The organism is Aliiglaciecola sp. 2_MG-2023 (assembly GCF_030548145.1).
GTDB classification, from domain to species: Bacteria; Pseudomonadota; Gammaproteobacteria; order Enterobacterales; family Alteromonadaceae; genus Aliiglaciecola; species Aliiglaciecola lipolytica_A.
This window is the reverse complement of record NZ_JAUORY010000022.1, coordinates 26436-45407: the sequence shown is the minus strand read 5'-3', so window position 1 is coordinate 45407 and position 18972 is coordinate 26436. Positions and strand designations below refer to the sequence as shown.

The following is an 18972-nucleotide window of genomic DNA, read 5'->3' as shown; positions in this document are numbered from 1 at the left end:
CAATGCCGATTTGGGGAAAAGTATTAGGAACTGTGTTTGGGTTTATGTTCCGTGGCCCAATTGGAGCTGTGATTGGATTTATAATAGGTCACTTTTTTGATAAGGGGTACAGTCGCGATTTTAATCAAATGGGAGGGTTCAGCCGCTTTTTTACCAGTCAAGATGAGCTGAAGTCCCAAGCCATATTTTTTCATGCTTTGTTTTCCCTGATGGGACACATAGCCAAAGCAGACGGTCAGGTAACTGATTCGGAAATACGCATGGCAACCGCTTTGATGGACCAAATGAATCTGCAGGGCGATACTCGTAAAGAAGCGCAGCAAGCTTTTCGTGAAGGTAAAGCAAATGATTTCCCTGTGGATGAAGTGTTGCGCGAATTTAAAGCTTCTTGCCATGGCAGACGCGATGTATTGCAGGTGTTTTTAGAAATTCTTATCCAAGCCGCTTTTGTTGATGGAAAATTAGATAAAAAAGAGCAGCATTTGTTGGAAAAGGCCGCTCGTCATTTGGGATTCAAAGAGCATGAATTTCTGTATTTACTTTCCATGTACGAAGCGGAAATTCGCTTTCGTAGCGGTCAAGGACGCGGCAACGGCAACCGCGGGCGCTCACACTCGCAACAACCTCACTATTCGCAACAGCAATCGCTTCAAGATGCGTATAAGATTTTAGGGGTGAAAGAAAGTGATGAAGGCAAGACTATCAAAAAGGCTTATCGTAAACTTATGACCGAATACCATCCGGATAAATTAGTTTCCAAAGGTTTACCGAAACAAGCTATTGAGATCGCAAAAAATAAGGCCCAAGATATTCAATCAGCATATGATTTGGTTAAACAAGTCAAAGGGTTCAAATGATATGAAACAAAATAGGGTATATTTGTTGAGTATTTTATCTTCCATCTTGTTAATTGGTGGAGGGTTGACAGGATGTGCAACTACGACAAAGGAACAGTCTCAAGATATTCAACCGCCCATTGTTTTGGATTTTGATACTTCTAATATGGATGCGGATACAAAATATTGGTTGCAGCAAATAAACCAGTTTTTCATCGCTGATGTTGATTCGGTTGTCACACCCTACACAACCCTGTTAGAGAGCTTGAATTCTTGGCCTGAAGCCGATTTTTGCAGTCAAGCACATCAGCAAATCATCGACGATACTTTGGCGTTAAATAATACCAGTTTAATGGCTTATCGGGTTGCGCTTCATTGTGCAGATATGGCTTCAAATGACGAGAAAAGCCAGCAAATTAAACACAAAATCGACCTCATTTCAGGTCTTTTACTGCAATCCGGAAACGGCGAAACGCCGCAACAAGCAATTAAAATTAGGGACCTTTACGAAGCTCAAATTATTTTTAATTGGGTTGGTATCAGCGTATTCGATATGGAAATGGTTCGTCTAGCGAATCAAGTCGTATACAAAGTACATACAATGGATACGCTAAATTCTAAATACTCAGTGTACTACGTAGAAAATACTGAGTTTTTCGCGCGCCAACGTAATCTTCTGATCCCGCAAAATGGAAAAAGCAAACAGCTCGCTAAAATTCAAATGGAAAGCCGTTTTCAGACTGGAAGCGTAGCGGCTTTTCTTTGGCAATTTGGCAATTGGCTTAGAAATGATCACCCAGAGTTGGTTATTCAGTCATTGGAAAGTTCCGACAATCTAGGCGCGGTAGCCTCTGTTGCGTTAGCTTACGCTTACTTACATACCCAAAACACCGATGAACTCGAATTTAGAATTGATGACTTACTCACCTATTCTGAAAATGGATTTGTTGATGCTAGCGCGGTCTTTGGACAGTATATGTTGTCAACCCAAGACCCTTTTGAGGTGAGCGAAGCGGCACAGCTATATCGATATAATGTCAAAAATTTAGGGGCCCAAGAGGCAACTAATGTTTGGTTAGACGGCTTTTTAAATCAACCTAATAACGGTCCATTATTCGATTTATTATTAGATAATTTGAATGATGAGTATTTTAGCTATTGGCGAAATGCTATCAATCGTTATAACACCACCTTTGGTTTGATAACCCCATTAGTTAATCAAAAGCTAACGTATTTGCTTCAGCGTTTAGGTGAAAGATATCCTCGAGCAAAATTAGATTATGCACATATTTTATTGAAAGGTGGTTGGAATAATCAGCAAGATAGCGACGCTGGATTAGCCATTATCGCGCAACTGGCCGAGCAAGGTTATGCCAGTGCACAATTAGATTATGGGATTTTATATACGTTTTCTCACTTTGGTTTGGCTAAAGATCGAGATAAAGCTTTTTATTGGTATCAACAAGCAGCAGAGCAAGGTGATCCCAACGCACTCTATAATGTGGCTCTTGCATATCGCTTTGCACGAGGGGTTAGCAGAGACTTGTCACAAGCAATTGAATACTTTCAAAAATCGATGGACGCGGGGTTTCACTTGGCCGGTTGCCGCTTAGGTGATCTGTATGCCGATGAGGTGGAAATCCGCAATTATGATTTAGCTACCCAATTTTATAAGCAAGTCATTGATGATCCTGAAAGTAATGCTAACGAAGTGGCCAGTTGTGCCTATGGTTTGGCATTTATTGAGATTGATCATTACCAGGATATAGCGCAAGGAATTAATCGCTTTAAACAAGCGGCGAGTTTAGGTGACAAAGACGCGATGTTTGAATTGGGTATTATTTATCGTGAAGGTGAGCTTGTTGAAAAAAGCATATCTCAATCGATTGAGTATTATGTACAAGCTGTCAATCACGGAAGTTTTCGAGCCGCTGCAAATTTAGGTTATATGTATGAGCATGGCGAAAGTGTGGCGGTGGATTATGAAAAAGCGGCGAGTTTTTACCAATTTTCAGCCAACGGAGGCAATTCTACCGGACAGAACAATTACGCCACGTCGTTGCGATACGGAAATGGTGTAGAGAAAGACCTTAAGGCCGCCGTCGAGTGGTATCAAAAGTCCGTCAGTCAACGAAATGGTTATGCCGCGGAGAACTTAGCGGATATTTACTATTTTGGGGAGTTAGGGGAGTCCGATTACAAACAAGCCTGTGATTATTATGAAAAAGCGGTTGAGTTTGGTGTTGAGCATGTTTTGTATGATGTTGGATATTGTTATTTTTATGGCGAAGGCCGAGAACAAAATATTGATAAAGGCCTAAAATTATTTGAACAAAGCGCTGCAAAAAATAATCAAAATGCCCTTGTTGAACTCGGTTATATATACGCCAGTGGCGAGGTGGTTGCTGCAGATCCACAAAAATCAGAATCCTATTACATTATTGCCTATGCGATGCAAAATCCCGATGCCGCTTTCGGATTAGCGCAATTGCATGAGACCGAAAAAGGTCTTAAAAAAGATCTCGTTTTGTCCACGGTTTATTATGAACAAAGTGCTAAATGGGGATCGGTAGAAGGGATGGTGGCAACCGCCAAAGCTTATATACAAGGTCTTGGGACTAAATCTGATCCTAAAAAGGCCAAAATATGGCTCAAAAAAGCGGTAGAACAAGGCTCAAAAGAAGCTAAATTGATGCTGAAGAATTTGCGTTAAATGATGCTTAAGGAGCAGTAAATTGGCAGTACAAGATGATCATTTAGCATTAGTCGAGACCTTTATTGATTCTATTTGGATAGAAAAAGGGCTCAGTGAGCATACCTTAAATGCCTATCGTTCCGACTTATTGAAGTTCGTTATTTTTGCTGAAAAACACTTAGCTGATTTTAAACTTAGCCACTTTAGCAAATCTGATTTAGACCAATACTTAGCCCACCAATACGATTTAGGCATGTCTGAGCGCAGTATCGCGCGTTTTCTAAGTAGTTTGCGGATGTTCAATATTTATCTGTTGCAATCGAAATTACGAGACGATGACCCTATTGCACAAATGCGCAATCCTAAGTTACCGCAATCACTGCCTAAAACCCTGAGTGAAGAGCAGGTAGATGATTTACTCAATGCGCCCAATATAGATAATCCAATTGAGTTTAGAGATAAGGCCATGTTGGAGGTTTTGTATGCCACAGGTCTGCGTGTATCCGAATTAGTATCATTGCGAATGGAACAAATGGGGTTGCAACAAGGGGTAATAAGAGTCACTGGTAAAGGTAATAAAGAACGATTAGTGCCCCTTGGCGAAGAAGCGATTGAATGGTTATTGAGATTTATAAAATTAGCGCGTGGAAACTTGTTAAAAACCGAATCGGATATTGTCTTCCCAAGTAACCGTGGTGTGATGATGACAAGGCAAACTTTTTGGCACAGGATAAAACACTATGCCCTTGTTGCTGGTATTCAAACCCATTTGTCTCCGCATACGTTACGCCATGCGTTTGCTACCCACTTGCTCAATCATGGAGCTGACTTACGAGTAGTGCAAATGCTGTTAGGTCACAGCGATTTATCGACAACCCAAATCTATACACATGTGGCCACACAAAGATTGCAAATGCTGGTGGAAGAGCACCATCCTAGAGGCTAATTCGTTAATTTGTAATGTTTGCTTTCCAGAAACATGATTTTATTAGAAAACCTGAAAATATATGCCTATGTAGGTTTAGGTTTGATTGGATTGGCGTCGCATTCGTTATAAACTAACGAACAATATTGAAAGGTAAAATTAACTGATTAGATGCAATTTATTACTCATTTCGCAGGTCTAACAATTAGTAACACCGTTAATAATTGTTAATTAATAGGAAGGTAAATGAAAAACTGGATAAAACCACCCGTAATTTTGGTGACCTTGTGTGTTGCTGCCGTATCAGCTTATGCAATGATGACAGACAAAGAAAGCGCTTCTGCTAACCTTGATACTGCAAAAGTGATGGTCAAAGATCAGGCTGACACTACTCCCAAAGTAGGGTCAAAACTAAAAGCAGATGTGGGTAGTCCAGACTACGCCAAGACTAAACAGAAATTAGAAAGTGTTTTGGGCCTTAAAGTGTTGGCTATTGGTGATTCGCCAGTGCCTAACTTAGCTCAGGTGTCGACCAATCAAGGTCTATTTTATGCCAGTGAAAACGGTAAATACCTAGTAAGTGGTCGAATTTTCAATGTCGATGCCGGAATGCGTAACGAAACTGATGTAAAATTAGCTGAATTGCGTATAGAAGGTATTTCTGATTTTTCTGATGAAGACGTCATTGAATTCAAGGCAAAAGATGAAAAGTATGTGATTAACGTCTTCACTGATATTACTTGCGGTTATTGCCGTAAACTGCATCGTGAAATTGACGATTACAATGACAAAGGGATTACCGTTCGTTATTTAGCATTTCCTCGAGGTGGTCTTAATACCCAAACTTATTACGATATGGTTGCAGTATGGTGTGCTGATGATAAACAAGGTGCACTAACCGCGGCAAAAACAGGGGCTGATGTTGATGGCAGCACTTGTAGTAACAAAGTTGCTGATGAATATGCATTTGGAACTCGTATCGGCGTCAATGGTACCCCAAATATCATCTTACCCGATGGTTCATTGGTTGGTGGCTACATGCCTGCTGATGCGTTACTAGAGAAATTATCGCAAATATAAGTTGAAGAAATTTGGGCTCGAAACATAAACTGTTTTGAGCCTTTTATTTTCCAGTGTCACTCTGCTCACCTCAAAAAACGATATCATATGTCTGCCAAAATTGTCCGTCGCGAAACCGTATCTGACTCCCACTTATCACATATTTCCCAGCCTATTATTCGACAAATTTTTGCTAGTCGCGGAATAGAAGATGCGAGTCAGTTAGATAAACGTGCTAAAGCGTTATTACATTATCAACACCTTTCAGGAATGGATGCTGCGGTTCAGGTGCTGAGTGAAGCGCTTGAAAAACAGCTAAAAATTATCATCGTTGGAGATTTCGATGCCGATGGAGCCACCAGTACCGCGTTGACAATGTTGTGCTTGGCTAAAATGGGTGCCAGTGGACATTCTTACCTAGTACCTAATCGATTTGATTTTGGTTACGGTCTAAGTCCAGAAATAGTACAAGTGGCTCATCAACAAGGTGCGCAACTGATTATCACTGTCGATAATGGCATAGCCTGTTTTGATGGTGTAGATAAGGCCAAAGAACTGGGGATAAAAGTGCTGGTCACCGACCACCATTTAGCTGCAGACCGTTTACCTCAAGCTGACGCGATCGTGAATCCTAATCAACCTGGTTGTGAGTTTTTATCGAAAAACTTGGCGGGAGTAGGGGTGGCATTTTATTTGATGTTAGCCCTGAGAAATCACCTTAAACAAACCCAGTGGTTTGACAAAAAAGCCATTCCGGAACCCAATCTAGCTGAGTTTTTAGATATTGTCGCTTTGGGAACAGTTGCTGATGTGGTGCCGTTAGACAGTAATAATCGTGTGTTGGTTTATCAAGGACTGCAACGAATTCGTAGTGGTAAATGTCGACCCGGTATCAAAGCTTTAGTGGAAGTTGCTGGTAAAAGTCCCGAAAGAATGGTGTCCAGTGATTTGGGATTTGTACTCGGTCCACGACTCAATGCGGCGGGTAGGCTAGATGATATGTCTTTGGGAATAGAATGTCTGTTAGCTGCAGACCATAGCAAAGCCCGTCAAATGGCCGTGGAGCTCGACTCATTAAATCGAGAGCGCAGAGAAATTCAGCAGTCCATGCAAGACCAAGCGTTAGCCAGTTTAGAAACGTTAGCGATTGATGGCGATCAAACTAAAAATGGGATTATTGTTTATCAAGCTGACTTCCATCAGGGGGTTATTGGTATTGTTGCAGGTAAAATCAAAGAAAAATACAATCGTCCAACTATCGCCTTCGCCCATCAAGACGATGACACTCTCAAAGGGTCAGCAAGATCAATCGCTGGTCTGCATATTCGCGATTTATTAGAAGAGATCAACAGTCGCTATCCCGATGTGATAGTCAAATTTGGTGGTCATGCTATGGCCGCTGGCTTAACCATTCATGCTGACAAGCTTGCTGCATTTAAGCGTGTTTTTGAGCAAGTTAGCCACGAACTTTTAAAAGATCGTGATTTAAGTGGGCAGATATTAAGTGATGGTGAGCTCTCTCATCAAGAATTCTCACTTGAATTTGCGCAACAACTTAAAGATTCAGGTCCATGGGGACAGGGCTTTCCTGAGCCTATTTTTGATGGCATTTTTACGCCAGTAGATCAAAAGTTATTGGGCGGTAAACACCTCAAACTAATGTTGAAGGCAGAAGCGGGCGTATTAGTGGATGCAATTGCGTTTAATATTGATCCGCAGCTTTGGCCCAACCCTAGTTGCAAGCAAATTCACATTGCTTACAAGTTGGATATCAATGAGTTTAGAGGACGAGTTAGTTTGCAACTGATGGTAGAAGCATTAGAGCCTATTCTTTAAAAAAGTCTTGATTCTGCTGAGCCAACATAGCCTCTATGTCTTCAATATCAGGAAGTGAGGTATTTGCATCATTACTATTTGGGTTTTCAGTCGCAATAACTTTTTCTTCATTCGACCACTCGCCCAAATCAATCAGTTGGCAGCGCTTACAACAAAATGGTCGGAACAGACTTTTTTCATTCCATTCTACTTTTTTTGCACAAGTGGGGCAGGACACTTCCATCGTAACGTTAAACTCCTAACAACTGGCAATATTAAACTGAACTGACTCATTGACTTGAGTACTGCCATTTTCATTGGCTGTAAATAACATAAATCGGATTGCATAGCGGTATTTGTTACCACTCAACATTGGGTAGTAGCCCTCATCGGTCAGACTCTGAATGCGTATTAATTCACTTTTGTCATCAGCGATGCCTTGGTAAAAACCATTTTCTGCGGTAATAGCGGTAAATCGGCCTCTTTCTCGCAAAAAGGCTAAAGTAATATCGATAGCTTCGTTGATCAAATCGAATTCCGATAACCAATTATTAATATCGCTACGAATTAAATCCAACGGTTGTTTGATCCAATAGTGTAAATTGGGTAAATCGAAGCTGCAGGTACCACCTGGAATGGAAAAACGTTGTCTTATCGAGCTTAAAAATTTGTCTTCTTTTAAACTCGCTCCGACTTTTTTCGAGTGTTTGAGTTGGTCTCGAAGGCGAAGTATTTTTTGTAACGCAGCTTGCAATGCTTCTGAATCAATCTTTGGATGTTGCGACCAAAATACTAAGTTTTTTTCGTGAACTTCGATGTCTTTTAGAATGTCACTACGAATATCCAGTCGTTCTAAAAGATCAAGTAAAGTGAATAGGGCCTCAAAAAAACTCATAAACTGCCAATCTTCTTGGGCTTGTGCGCTTTGTTTGAGTTGTATAAACAACTGTTCAAGACGCAAATAGGTCCTGACTTTTTCGTTTAATGGAAACTCATAAACAGCTAATGACATTGATTATCCTAAAGAAATTATACGCAGACGGAAGATTTAATGTTCTTAAAAATAGTAAATCAAATAGTTAGAACTGACTATTGAATGATTATTATAACCGGAACTACACCGCAAAACGCATCAGATTTCAACCCCAAGATAATAAAGTTGCCATCAAGTCACATTAGCGCCATTAGATAATTTGGGGGGCAATTGGTAAAGCAGTAGTTAGAAGAATAACATAACAAAATTGGTCTGAGTCAATATTTGGTTTTTAATACACAGTACCGTCAATGTTTTATTTGTTTAAATCAAGGCCAGTTGATTGTTCGCTTGCAATAAATATTGCTTGTGCAATTGGCTTACTTGGTTTGTTAAATTATCAACTGGGCCATTATTATCGATTACATCGTCGGCATGCTTTAACCGCACCTTACGAGAGACTTGGTTAGCCATTATGTTTTTAATTTGCTGTTGAGACTGTTGGTCTCGGTTTGCTGCCCGTTGCAACTGAATGTCTTCACTAACATCGACCACCAAAACCCGATTGACCATTGCCATCATGTTATTTTCGATCAACAAGGGAACGGCAAGGATACAATATGGAGACTTAGCCTGTTTTAATTGACGTTGCATATTTTGGCGAATTAATGGATGCAGTAGGTTATCTAACCAAGTTTTCAATAAGGGATCAGAAAATACTATCTCTCGAATATATTGGCGGTTCAGATTTCCGTCACTTAAAAGCGAATCTTTCCCAAATTTTTGCGCAATCAAATGCAAAGCCGGACTACCTAGTTCAACCACTTGACGGGCCAACACATCAGCGTCTATTACATCGATGCCTAAATCAGCAAATAAATCTGAAACGGCGGTTTTGCCACTGCCAATTCCGCCAGTCAATCCAACTACGTAATCACTCATGCTATTGCCCAACTCCAATACCAGTTAGCTATATCTTTGCCATAAATTAACGTCAGCCAACCGGCAATCGCCAAGTACGGACCAAAAGGAATATGGCTGCCTTTATCTTTTCCTTTGATCAATAAATAGCTAATTCCTATAATTGCACCAACAAAAGATGAAAGTAATATGATGATCGGAAGGTATTGCCAACCCACCCAAGCACCTAAGGCTGCGAGCAATTTAAAATCACCGTAACCCATTCCTTCTTTGCCTGTGAGTAACTTAAACAGCCAGTAAACACTCCACAGACTTAGGTAACCTGCTGCCGCTCCAATTATGGCGTCGATAGGACTTACAAATAAGCCCGTGGTACTGAATACTAGACCTAACCATAAAACTGGCAGGGTAATTTGATCCGGTAACAACATTTTATCGAGATCAATAAAAATTAACGCAATCAGGCACCAAGTCAGAAACACTGCGGCGGCGGCTTGCCATCCGAAACCAAAATGCCAGGCTATTGCCATGCTGGCTAAAGCAGTCAGCAACTCAACGGCAGGGTAGCGAAATGAAATTGGATTTTTGCACTGACTGCATTTTCCCTTAAGAAAAAGCCAGCTAATCACTGGAATATTCTCCCAAGCTCTTATTTTATGTTGGCACTTAGGGCAAGTTGAGTCAGGTTTAATTAAATTGAACGTCTCTGAAGAGGCTTGTTCTGCCGATTCTGGCTGGAAGTATTGTTGATACTCTTGTTTCCAACCTCTTTCCATCATTACCGGCAAGCGGTAAATAACCACATTTAAAAAACTGCCTACCAATAAACTGACGACAAAGACAAAACTAACAAAAAATAGGGGTGAATCGGCTAAGAGCTCAAACATCGCAGGCATATATAGGCACTTTATTATTATGAAAAATCATTTTGTTTAAGCTTGCCAGAAAAGTCTTTAGGTAGAAACCTTTCTAGCAATCATAATACGAATTATATAACGTGAGTCTGGCTTTTGCTAAACCACGTTACCCATTTGGAAGATTGGTAAATACATAGCGACAATCAAACCACCAATGACCACCCCTAAAACAGCCATAATCATCGGCTCTAACAAACTGGTTAAGCCGTCAACCATGTCATCTACTTCGGCTTCGTAAATAGTAGCAATTTTACTGAGCATATCATCCACTGCCCCAGACTCTTCACCGATGGCAATCATTTGCGTCACCATGTCTGGAAACACGCCTGTTGCGCGCATCGCGGTGTTCATTTGCATACCGCCAGCAACTTCCCGCTTAATAAATAATATAGCATCCCGAAAAACGGCATTGCCCGAAGCGCCAGCAGCTGAGTCCAATGCGCCAATCAAAGGCACACCAGCAGCAAAGGTGGTTGCAAGTGTACGGGTAAATCGAGCGATTGAGGCTTTTTTCAGGATTTCACCAATTACCGGAATTTTCAGTATTTTTTTATCGACACTGTCTCGTAAGTTTCGTGACTTTTTATGGGCGCGGATAAAGAGCACCGCGGCAATCGCGACACCGGCGGCGATAAAAATACCAAAATCCTGCACAAACTGGGAAATAGCCAATACAAAAAGGGTAAATGCCGGTAGCTCTGCACCAAAACTGCTAAAAATCTCTTCAAATTGAGGTACCACAAATACCAGCAAAATAGTGGTCACAATAAAGGCGACTACTACTACCGCAATAGGGTAGAACATGGCTTTTTTGATTTTCGATTTTAGCGCTTCGGCTTTTTCTTTGTAGGTAGCAATACGGTCATAGATGGTTTCAAGTGCACCGGATTGTTCACCGGTTTCAACCAAATCACAATACAAGTCTTCGAATTGATTTGGATGTTTCCTAAGTGCGCTAGATAACGGATTGCCGGCTTTTACTTCATCGGCAATCTCGGTAAGCATTCGACGCATGCTCTGTTTTGCGTGACCTTGGGCGATCATGTCGATGGTTTGAATTAATGTAACACCCGCCCCAAGCATGGTGGCGATTTGCCGAGATACGACACTGATATCTTGGGCAGAAACTTTATCTTTTTTACCAAATAAGGGTTTGGCTAGCTTTTTGACCTTGGTGGCAGAAACACCCTGTCGACGCAGCATATTCTTTGCTTCTGACAAAGATAAGGCACTGATTTCACCTTTGCGATTATGCCCTTTTTTGTCTACGCCGTTCCAAGTGTATATTTCTGCTGTCTTAGCCATAGTTAAACCTAATTATGTTGTTTGTTATAGCAAGTTATTTAGAGCAAAAAGCCCAGATAAACTGGGCTTTAAATCTTGTTAGTCAAACTCTAGATTAGCAAAGAGTTGCTGGGTTACATTCTGAAGCCCATTCAACACGACCACCAGCTAGTGTAGGAGTCATAGTAAATGTAGAACCAGCTAATGAAGAACCATCAGATTTATAGGTTGCTGTGATAACACCGGCTGCTGTGGTCAAACCGTTTACTGTCGCGGATACGGTAACATCAGCTGGGATGCCATTTGTACTTTCTGTGCAGTTAGCTACAGAGTTGTTTACCTGTGCACATACTTCTACTGCTGATTTAGCCGCTGCAGTTGAGTTAGTAATTTCTGAGAATTTCGCTTTATCTGTGTACCCTTGGTAAGCAGGTAATGCGATGGCTGCAAGAATACCGATAATCGCTACAACGATCATCAATTCAATTAGTGTAAAACCTTTGTTGTTAGTCATTTGAGTCATTTTCATGGTATTTATCTCCTGCACCATTGAGTGCGATTTAAGTTACTGTAAAATAATTAGTTAAGTTGTTTGTTGCCACAACTACGTTTGCGTTTGATGGCGTCCTCGTTGAATTCATAATCAGTATAGAACGAGATCCGTTACTGACAAGTATGCAGAAATATACTCAAGTCTCTTTCATCAAACAATTTTGCCGTCTATAAATAGTTAACTAATTGATTCTAAGAGATAAATCAATTGATTTGACATCCTTGGTTAAAGCCCCTGATGACACAAAATCTATACCTATTCCCCGCAAATTATGCAATTTTTCTTCGGTTATATTGCCCGAAACTTCCAATTTCACTGTTTTTTGATTGATCAATACTGCTTGACTAAGCATTTCGTGATCAAAATTATCCAACATCACAATATCTGCCCTTGCATCTATCGCCTGTTTCAGCTCTTCGAGGCTTTCCACTTCCACTTCCACCTTGGCTTGCGGCATATTTTGGCGTGCTTGTTTAACTGCGTTGGCAATAGAGCCGCACGCCAATATGTGGTTTTCTTTTATAAGGAAAGCATCAAATAAACCAATACGATGATTTTCGGCACCACCGCATTTTACCGCATATTTCTGTGCCAAGCGCATGCCTGGTATAGTTTTGCGAGTGTCTAATAAGGTGATACCGCTACCCGCGAGTAAATCAACGTAGGCTTTCGCCGTGGTTGCAGTTCCAGATAATGTCTGTAAAAAATTGAGGGCGGTGCGCTCTGCAGTCAATATGGAGCGCGCCGAGCCAGCGAGTTCGCAAAATATTTGATTGGCTTTACATAAATCGCCATCCGCCACTAACCAATTGACTTTGATTTCAGGATTTACTTGTCTGAATGTTTCAGTTGCCCATTGTATACCGCATATTGTGCAGTCTTCTCGGGTTAGAATAGATGCTTTTACCATCACATCATTACTAATTAATGCCGCGGTAATGTCTCCATCTATTGGGCCTAAGCCATTTAAATCCTCGTCAAGCGCTTGCTCAACATCTTTTATTATCGAGTTTTGATTCATATATAAGTCACACAAGTAAAGTAATCGCAGATTAGCCAAGAGGTAATCTATTTAATATCGTTAATGTCGCAGTATTAACCAATCACCACGTTGAGTAAATTCCAACTGTTTGAGTACACTCATACCCAACAGAATTTCATCACTTAACATACCGGGGTTGATACTGGCACGCACGTCGTTTATTCGGATCGAGCCTAAGTCAAGTTGTTGGATGTTAGTTTGCGCTACAGTCACATTGCCGTTAGCGGTTGAAACGGAGTATCTAGCGCCACCGACTAAACCTAATTCATTGGCCAAATGAGCTGGAACAGATACATTGGTTGCGCCTGTATCTAATAAAAAGGTAACAGGTTGTCCATTAATCAGGCCACTGGCTACATAATGGCCCATACGATTGCGCTTGAGCTTAACTTCAGCGGCACCGTTGTTTAGCTGACTTTGCGGATTTTGATTTGGATTTTTTTGTTTTTCTAAACGATCACCAAAAAATAGCGATAGCAGCAACAGACCGACTATCCAAAACGCAAAAAACATCCATTTTCCTATTTTAGTGGAGTTTTCCGCTGGTGATTGATTTTGTTCCATTCTATACCCTGCTATGCTGCTTCTTTATCGCTTATATATTAACGGCTATTTTTATATATGGTCTCAGACACCAGATTGCAAATAAACGCGGGTTGGCTAGATTCGGTTCAACGTTCTGAATGTGAGCATTTTGATTGCAGACCAGCGGACCATGATATCAGTCTATTGGTAATCCACAATATATCATTGCCTCCCGGAGAATTCGGCGGCCCGCATATTTTAGATTTTTTTGCTGGAAAACTTCAGCCTCACAGCCATCCTATATTTGAACAAATATATCAGATGCGGGTGTCATCTCATTTGTTGATTCGACGAGACGGTCAAATTATCCAATTTGTAGGATTCGAAGAACGCGCTTGGCATGCTGGTGTTTCGTCCTTTCAAGGTCGTACCAGATGCAATGATTTTTCAATTGGCATTGAGTTGGAAGGGACAGATAATACCGCATATAGTGAACAGCAATATGCAGCATTGATTCAAGTCACTAACGTTATTGTTGAAAAATACCCATTAATTACTATAGGTAGAATCGTCGGCCATAATGATATTGCTCCAGGACGTAAAACTGATCCTGGGGTGAGTTTTGATTGGCCAGGCTTTAGGCAACAGATTAGTTTCAGCAAGAGCATATAAGGCCGAGGCCTGCAGCGCTTTTTTGCAGCAAACACTTTTTTATAATGAATATAATAAATAGAAGGAAGTTACATGACATTAATTAGCTTGATTGTGGTTTTGATGGCAGAACGTGTAGCCACTCAAACCAAGTATTGGCGAGAGAGTTTCTATAATGGCCTTTATCAACGTTTTTTAATGAGAAAAAATATCTTTTCTGAAGATATGTCCACTGCCAGTTTTTTAGCGGTGGTTATTCTTCCTGCGCTAATCCTTCTAATATTAATCAATAGCGTTGATAACGCTTTGATTAGACTCATTCTTGATACCGCGATTTTGATGGTATGTATAGGCTGTCCCAATTTGCGAGATGTGTACAAATGTTATCTGCAAGCGGCTAATCGAGGTGATTTTCAGGCTTGTACTATGTATGCTGATCAGTTGGGCCACAGTGGAGACAGCCCAGGCTCATTTGGCCAAGAATTGGTATGGTTGAACTATCAACATTATGCGGCGGTGATTATTTGGTTCGCGTTGCTTGGCCCTGCGGGTGCGGTTATGTATGTTTTGGCAAGAAGCACAACTCATGCTTACAAAACAGAGTTTCAAAATGAATTAAGCATAGCCCAACAATTAATGGCTATTCTTGATTGGCTACCTGCAAGAATTACCGCTTTAGGTTTATTATTAATGGGGCACTTTTCTCGCGCATTGCCAATTTGGTTGAAGTATTTATTTGACCTTAATGTTTCGGCAAAAGAACTTTTATGCAAAGTCGCCGACGCCGCAGAAGAAGTCGATATTAACAAAGAGGACTATACTGAAGAGCCTTGCACTTTGGTGCGTTTAGCCAAACGAAATGTGATGTTTTTAGTGGTATTAATATCAGTGTTATCGCTTTCTGGTTGGTTGAGGTAAATTAAACACCCTAAATGCTATCATTGAATGTAATGGTCTGACCTCGCTTTAAAGGCCTTTAAAAATACGTTGTTTAACAATTTTCGAATTTAATTAACAGAATCATTGAACAAGTTTTTTAGGTAAAAGGTTTACGTAATTAAATAACTAGTCTAACCTATTAGGTAAAATGGTCTTACCAATTTGCAGTGTGGGGTGTAGCAAACTAAGTTTTTTGCTAATTAACACTATGGCGAGTCCTAAAAATATGGCAGGTCCTAACATTTTTTGAGGAAGCACACGCAAATATGCAACGCATACAGTCGAGAAAACTTTCTGATGTGATCACTGAACAGCTTGAATCGATGATCATTGATGGGCGTTTATTAGCTGGTCAAAAGTTACCTTCGGAACGTGAGCTCGCCGAGAATTTCGCCGTATCTAGACCGTCATTACGTGAAGCGATTCAAAATTTAGAAGCTCGCGGTTTGCTGTTACGCAAGCAAGGCGGTGGTACCTTTGTTAAGCGTAATCTTACTGCATCGGTTACCGATCCTCTTCTGGATCTAATTGCTAAACGACCTGAAACTCAATTTGATTTACTCGAATTTCGTCATGCTTTAGAAGGCATGGCTGCATATTATGCTGCGCTGCGAGGCCAGCCAGAAGACTACGTTAAATTAGAAGAAGCACTAGCGTCCATTTCGGAGCTTTCTAAAAAATCAGACAAAACAGATTTATCTAAAGCCTTGGTAGATTTTTATCTCGCCATGGCTAAAGCCTCACACAATTTGGTGTTAGTGCATGTTATGCGTAGCTTGAAGTCGATGTTGCAGGAAAATATTAAAGCTAACTTTGAAATGTTAGCGATTAGAGACGATGTCACTGACATCATTCATAAACAACGTGAAAAAATATTGGCTGGAATAGTTTCTCGTGACCCGGAAACTGCTAGGCAAGCAAGCAATGAACACTTGGCGTTCATTGAAGATATCTTGTTAGAAATAAACCGACAAGATACCAGAATTCAACGGGCACTTAGAAGAATTGAAATACAGAAATAACCTTATTGGCATTGTTAATATTGCTAATTTATGTAATTTACTTACTGAACTGAAAGAAAAGAATATAAATTTAAACTATTCTTTATTTTCTCGGTCAGTAAATTTTAACTTTAAACTAACTAAAGGAAAGCACCATGGCTGATATGATGCATCCGGATGTGGATCCACAAGAAACCCAGGAATGGATAGAAGCACTAGACGCAGTACTTGAAGAAGAGGGTGTGGAACGCGCTCACTACTTATTAGAAAGCTTGATCGAAAAGGCTCGCCGTAATGGTGCTTACCTGCCGTACACAGCTACCACTGCCTATATAAACACCATTCCCGCAGGTCAAGAACCGACCATGCCTGGGGATCAAACGATTGAAGCTAAAATTCGTCAAGCAATTCGTTGGAATGCAATGATGATGGTTTTACGCGGCTCTAAGAAAGATTTGGAGCTAGGTGGCCATATATCAAGTTTTGCATCTTCAGCTATGCTTTATGATGTCGGTTTTAACCACTTTTTCCGTGCGCCAAACGAAAAAGATGGCGGCGACTATTTATTTGTTCAGGGCCATGTTTCTCCTGGAATTTATTCTCGCGCATACATTGAAGGTCGTTTAACTGAAGATCAGCTTGATGGTTTCCGTCAGGAAGTGGATGGCAAGGGGATCTCCTCTTATCCTCATCCTAAGTTAATGCCTGATTTTTGGCAGTTCCCAACTGTATCTATGGGCTTAGGTCCAATGCAGGCTATCTATCTAGCTCGCTTCTTAAAATACCTCACTAATCGTGGACTAAAAGATTGTTCAGAACAGCGTGTATGGTGTTTCATGGGCGATGGTGAAGTGGATGAGCCTGAAAGTTTAGGTGCTATTGGTCTAGCCTCTCGTGAAGGGCTAGATAACTTAACATTTGTCATCAACTGTAATTTGCAACGTCTTGATGGTCCTGTTCGTGGTAATGGTAAAATTATCCAAGAATTAGAAGGGACTTTCCGCGGTGCTGGTTGGGAAGTGATTAAAGTCATTTGGGGACGTTATTGGGATCCTCTATTGGCACGGGATACCTCTGGCAAGTTACTCGATGTAATGAATGAAACCGTCGACGGTGAATACCAGAATTACAAAGCCAAAGGTGGCGCTTACACTCGCGAAAACTTCTTTGGTAAGTACCCAGAGTTAAAAGACATGGTGTCAAACATGTCAGATGACGATATTTGGCGCTTGAATCGTGGTGGACACGACCCAGTAAAAGTTTATGCTGCATACAAACGTGCTTCAGAAACACAAGGTCGTCCTCAGGTTATCCTAGCTAAAACCGTTAAAGGTTACGGTTTAGGTTCAGCTGGTGAAGGCAAAAACATTGCTCACAACGTCAAGAAAATGGACATAGATGCGGTTCGTCAATATCGCGACCGTTTCAATATTCCAGTTGCTGATGACGATCTTGAAAACTTACCTTATTACAAGTTTTCTGAAGATAGCCCTGAATTGACTTATCTCAGACGCCGTAGAGAAAAGCTGTTTGGTTATATGCCAACCCGTTTAGCGGACAGTACTGAAGATTTACCAGCGATACCGTTAAAAGCGTTTGAAGCAATCACTAAAGGGTCAGGGGAGCGTGAAATCTCCACTACTATGGCGTTTGTTCGCGTATTAACCGTGATGCTCAAAGACAAACAAATTGGTAGCCGTATCGTACCAATTATTCCAGATGAAGCCCGTACTTTTGGTATGGAAGGTTTGTTCCGCCAGGTAGGTATCTATTCTAGTCAGGGACAAAAATACGTTCCTCAAGATGCCGATCAAGTAGCCTATTATCGCGAAGATAAAAAAGGTCAGGTGTTACAAGAAGGTATTAACGAACTTGGTGCTATGGCATCTTGGTTAGCTGCCGGTACTTCTTATTCAACCAATAACCTACCTATGATTCCGGTCTACATTTATTACTCCATGTTTGGTTTCCAACGTGTGGGTGATATGGCTTGGGCTGCGGGTGATAGTCAGGCTAGAGGTTTCTTAGTTGGTGGAACAGCAGGTAGAACCACACTAAATGGTGAAGGTCTGCAACACCAAGATGGACACAGTCATGTACAAGCGGCTTTGATTCCAAACTGTGTAACTTACGATCCAACTTATGGTTATGAAGTAGCTGTGATTGTGCAAGACGGCTTACGTCGCATGGGTGAGAATCATGAGAATGTATTCTATTACCTAACCGTAATGAACGAAAACTACGTTCAGCCAGAAATGCCTAAGGGTGCCGAAGAGGGAATTATTAAAGGTATTTATTCTCTTGAAAAAGTAGGTACAGCTAAGAGCAAGAAGAAAGTTAAGTTGCTTGGTTCTGGTACTATTTTGTTGCAAGTTCGTGAAGCTGCGCAACTGTTGAAAGATAAGTTCTCAGTTGCCTCTGAAGTATTCAGTGTACCTTCATTTAATGAATTGGCTCGTGATGGTTTAGACTGCGAACACTTTAATATGCTAAACCCAGACAAAAAAGCCAAAGTACCTTATATCACTAGCGTGCTTGAAGAAGGGTTTGACGGCCCGACTATTGCTGCGACCGACTACGTTAAAAACTATGCTGACCAAGTTCGTGCATTTGTGCCAGGTCAATATAAAGTACTAGGGACCGACGGTTTCGGTCGTTCTGATAGTCGTCCTAACTTGCGTCATCATTTCGAGGTTGATGCTAAGTTTATCGCCCTTGCAGCGTTAACTGAGTTAAGCAAAGCCGGTGATATTGATAAGAAAGTTGTGCTAGATGCTATCAAAGAGTTTGGTATTGATGGCGATAAACTTAATCCGCTTTACGCGTAATTGGGAGG

17 protein-coding genes are annotated in these 18972 nt (G+C 41.0%); 9 read left to right on the top strand and 8 right to left on the bottom strand.

Going from position 1 to position 18972, the window contains the following annotated elements:
* Nucleotides 1-2 precede the first annotated feature (2 nt).
* The 5 genes from djlA (at nucleotide 3) to recJ (ending at nucleotide 7351) form a co-directional block, all read left to right on the top strand.
* A complete protein-coding gene (gene djlA, locus Q4567_RS17965; protein WP_303501384.1) occupies nucleotides 3-857 on the top strand; it encodes a co-chaperone DjlA in 855 nt (284 codons plus the stop codon).
* Between the two features lies 1 nt (nucleotide 858).
* Nucleotides 859-3549, top strand: coding sequence for a hypothetical protein (locus tag Q4567_RS17960; RefSeq protein WP_303501383.1), 2691 nt, complete (start codon nucleotides 859-861; stop codon nucleotides 3547-3549).
* A gap of 22 nt (nucleotides 3550-3571) precedes the next feature.
* Entirely contained in the window at nucleotides 3572-4477 is a 906-nt protein-coding gene (gene xerD, locus Q4567_RS17955) for a site-specific tyrosine recombinase XerD (RefSeq protein ID WP_303501381.1), read from the top strand.
* Between the two features lie 225 nt (nucleotides 4478-4702).
* Nucleotides 4703-5536, top strand: coding sequence for a thioredoxin fold domain-containing protein (locus tag Q4567_RS17950; RefSeq protein WP_216047221.1), 834 nt, complete (start codon nucleotides 4703-4705; stop codon nucleotides 5534-5536).
* 87 nt (nucleotides 5537-5623) lie between these two features.
* Nucleotides 5624-7351, top strand: coding sequence for a single-stranded-DNA-specific exonuclease RecJ (recJ, locus tag Q4567_RS17945; protein ID WP_303501377.1), 1728 nt, complete (start codon nucleotides 5624-5626; stop codon nucleotides 7349-7351).
* On the opposite strand, the gene yacG is transcribed toward recJ, so the two are convergent.
* The 8 genes from yacG to Q4567_RS17905 all read right to left on the bottom strand — a co-directional run bounded on the left by yacG (nucleotide 7341) and on the right by Q4567_RS17905 (nucleotide 13584).
* A complete protein-coding gene (gene yacG / locus Q4567_RS17940) occupies nucleotides 7341-7574 on the bottom strand; it encodes a DNA gyrase inhibitor YacG (RefSeq protein ID WP_303501375.1) in 234 nt (77 codons plus the stop codon). The two genes, recJ and yacG, sit on opposite strands and share 11 nt — an antisense overlap.
* A gap of 15 nt (nucleotides 7575-7589) precedes the next feature.
* Entirely contained in the window at nucleotides 7590-8342 is a 753-nt protein-coding gene (gene zapD / locus Q4567_RS17935; RefSeq protein ID WP_303501372.1) for a cell division protein ZapD, read from the bottom strand.
* A gap of 285 nt (nucleotides 8343-8627) precedes the next feature.
* A complete protein-coding gene (gene coaE / locus Q4567_RS17930) occupies nucleotides 8628-9245 on the bottom strand; it encodes a dephospho-CoA kinase (RefSeq protein ID WP_216047217.1) in 618 nt (205 codons plus the stop codon).
* Nucleotides 9242-10120: an A24 family peptidase gene (locus Q4567_RS17925; protein ID WP_303501370.1), complete on the bottom strand. Its 879-nt coding sequence runs from the start codon at nucleotides 10118-10120 to the stop codon at nucleotides 9242-9244. The genes coaE and Q4567_RS17925 overlap by 4 nt, the downstream gene beginning before the upstream one ends.
* 117 nt (nucleotides 10121-10237) lie before the next feature.
* Nucleotides 10238-11446 (bottom strand): type II secretion system F family protein, encoded by a 1209-nt coding sequence (locus Q4567_RS17920; RefSeq protein WP_303501368.1) that lies wholly within the window; start codon nucleotides 11444-11446, stop codon nucleotides 10238-10240.
* Nucleotides 11447-11540: 94 nt separating this feature from the next.
* Complete coding sequence (locus Q4567_RS17915) at nucleotides 11541-11954, bottom strand: prepilin-type N-terminal cleavage/methylation domain-containing protein (RefSeq protein ID WP_303501366.1); 414 nt, start codon at nucleotides 11952-11954, stop codon at nucleotides 11541-11543.
* 205 nt (nucleotides 11955-12159) lie between these two features.
* The gene (gene nadC / locus Q4567_RS17910; protein ID WP_303501364.1) at nucleotides 12160-12999 is read right to left on the bottom strand and encodes a carboxylating nicotinate-nucleotide diphosphorylase; all 840 of its coding nucleotides are present in this window, start codon (nucleotides 12997-12999) and stop codon (nucleotides 12160-12162) included.
* Nucleotides 13000-13059: 60 nt separating this feature from the next.
* Entirely contained in the window at nucleotides 13060-13584 is a 525-nt protein-coding gene (locus tag Q4567_RS17905) for a TIGR02281 family clan AA aspartic protease (protein WP_216047212.1), read from the bottom strand.
* A 75-nt stretch (nucleotides 13585-13659) separates the two neighbouring features.
* Here Q4567_RS17905 and ampD point away from each other — a divergent pair, with 75 nt between their 5' ends.
* The 4 genes from ampD (at nucleotide 13660) to aceE (ending at nucleotide 18964) form a co-directional block, all read left to right on the top strand.
* Nucleotides 13660-14217: a 1,6-anhydro-N-acetylmuramyl-L-alanine amidase AmpD gene (gene ampD, locus Q4567_RS17900; protein WP_303501361.1), complete on the top strand. Its 558-nt coding sequence runs from the start codon at nucleotides 13660-13662 to the stop codon at nucleotides 14215-14217.
* 72 nt (nucleotides 14218-14289) lie between these two features.
* Nucleotides 14290-15114: a beta-lactamase regulator AmpE gene (gene ampE, locus Q4567_RS17895; RefSeq protein ID WP_303501359.1), complete on the top strand. Its 825-nt coding sequence runs from the start codon at nucleotides 14290-14292 to the stop codon at nucleotides 15112-15114.
* Nucleotides 15115-15401: 287 nt separating this feature from the next.
* Nucleotides 15402-16157 carry a pyruvate dehydrogenase complex transcriptional repressor PdhR gene (pdhR, locus tag Q4567_RS17890; protein WP_216047208.1) on the top strand — a complete coding sequence of 252 codons (756 nt, stop codon included), beginning with the start codon at nucleotides 15402-15404 and terminating at the stop codon, nucleotides 16155-16157.
* Nucleotides 16158-16291: 134 nt separating this feature from the next.
* The gene (gene aceE / locus Q4567_RS17885) at nucleotides 16292-18964 is read left to right on the top strand and encodes a pyruvate dehydrogenase (acetyl-transferring), homodimeric type (protein ID WP_216047207.1); all 2673 of its coding nucleotides are present in this window, start codon (nucleotides 16292-16294) and stop codon (nucleotides 18962-18964) included.
* Nucleotides 18965-18972: the final 8 nt, after the last annotated feature.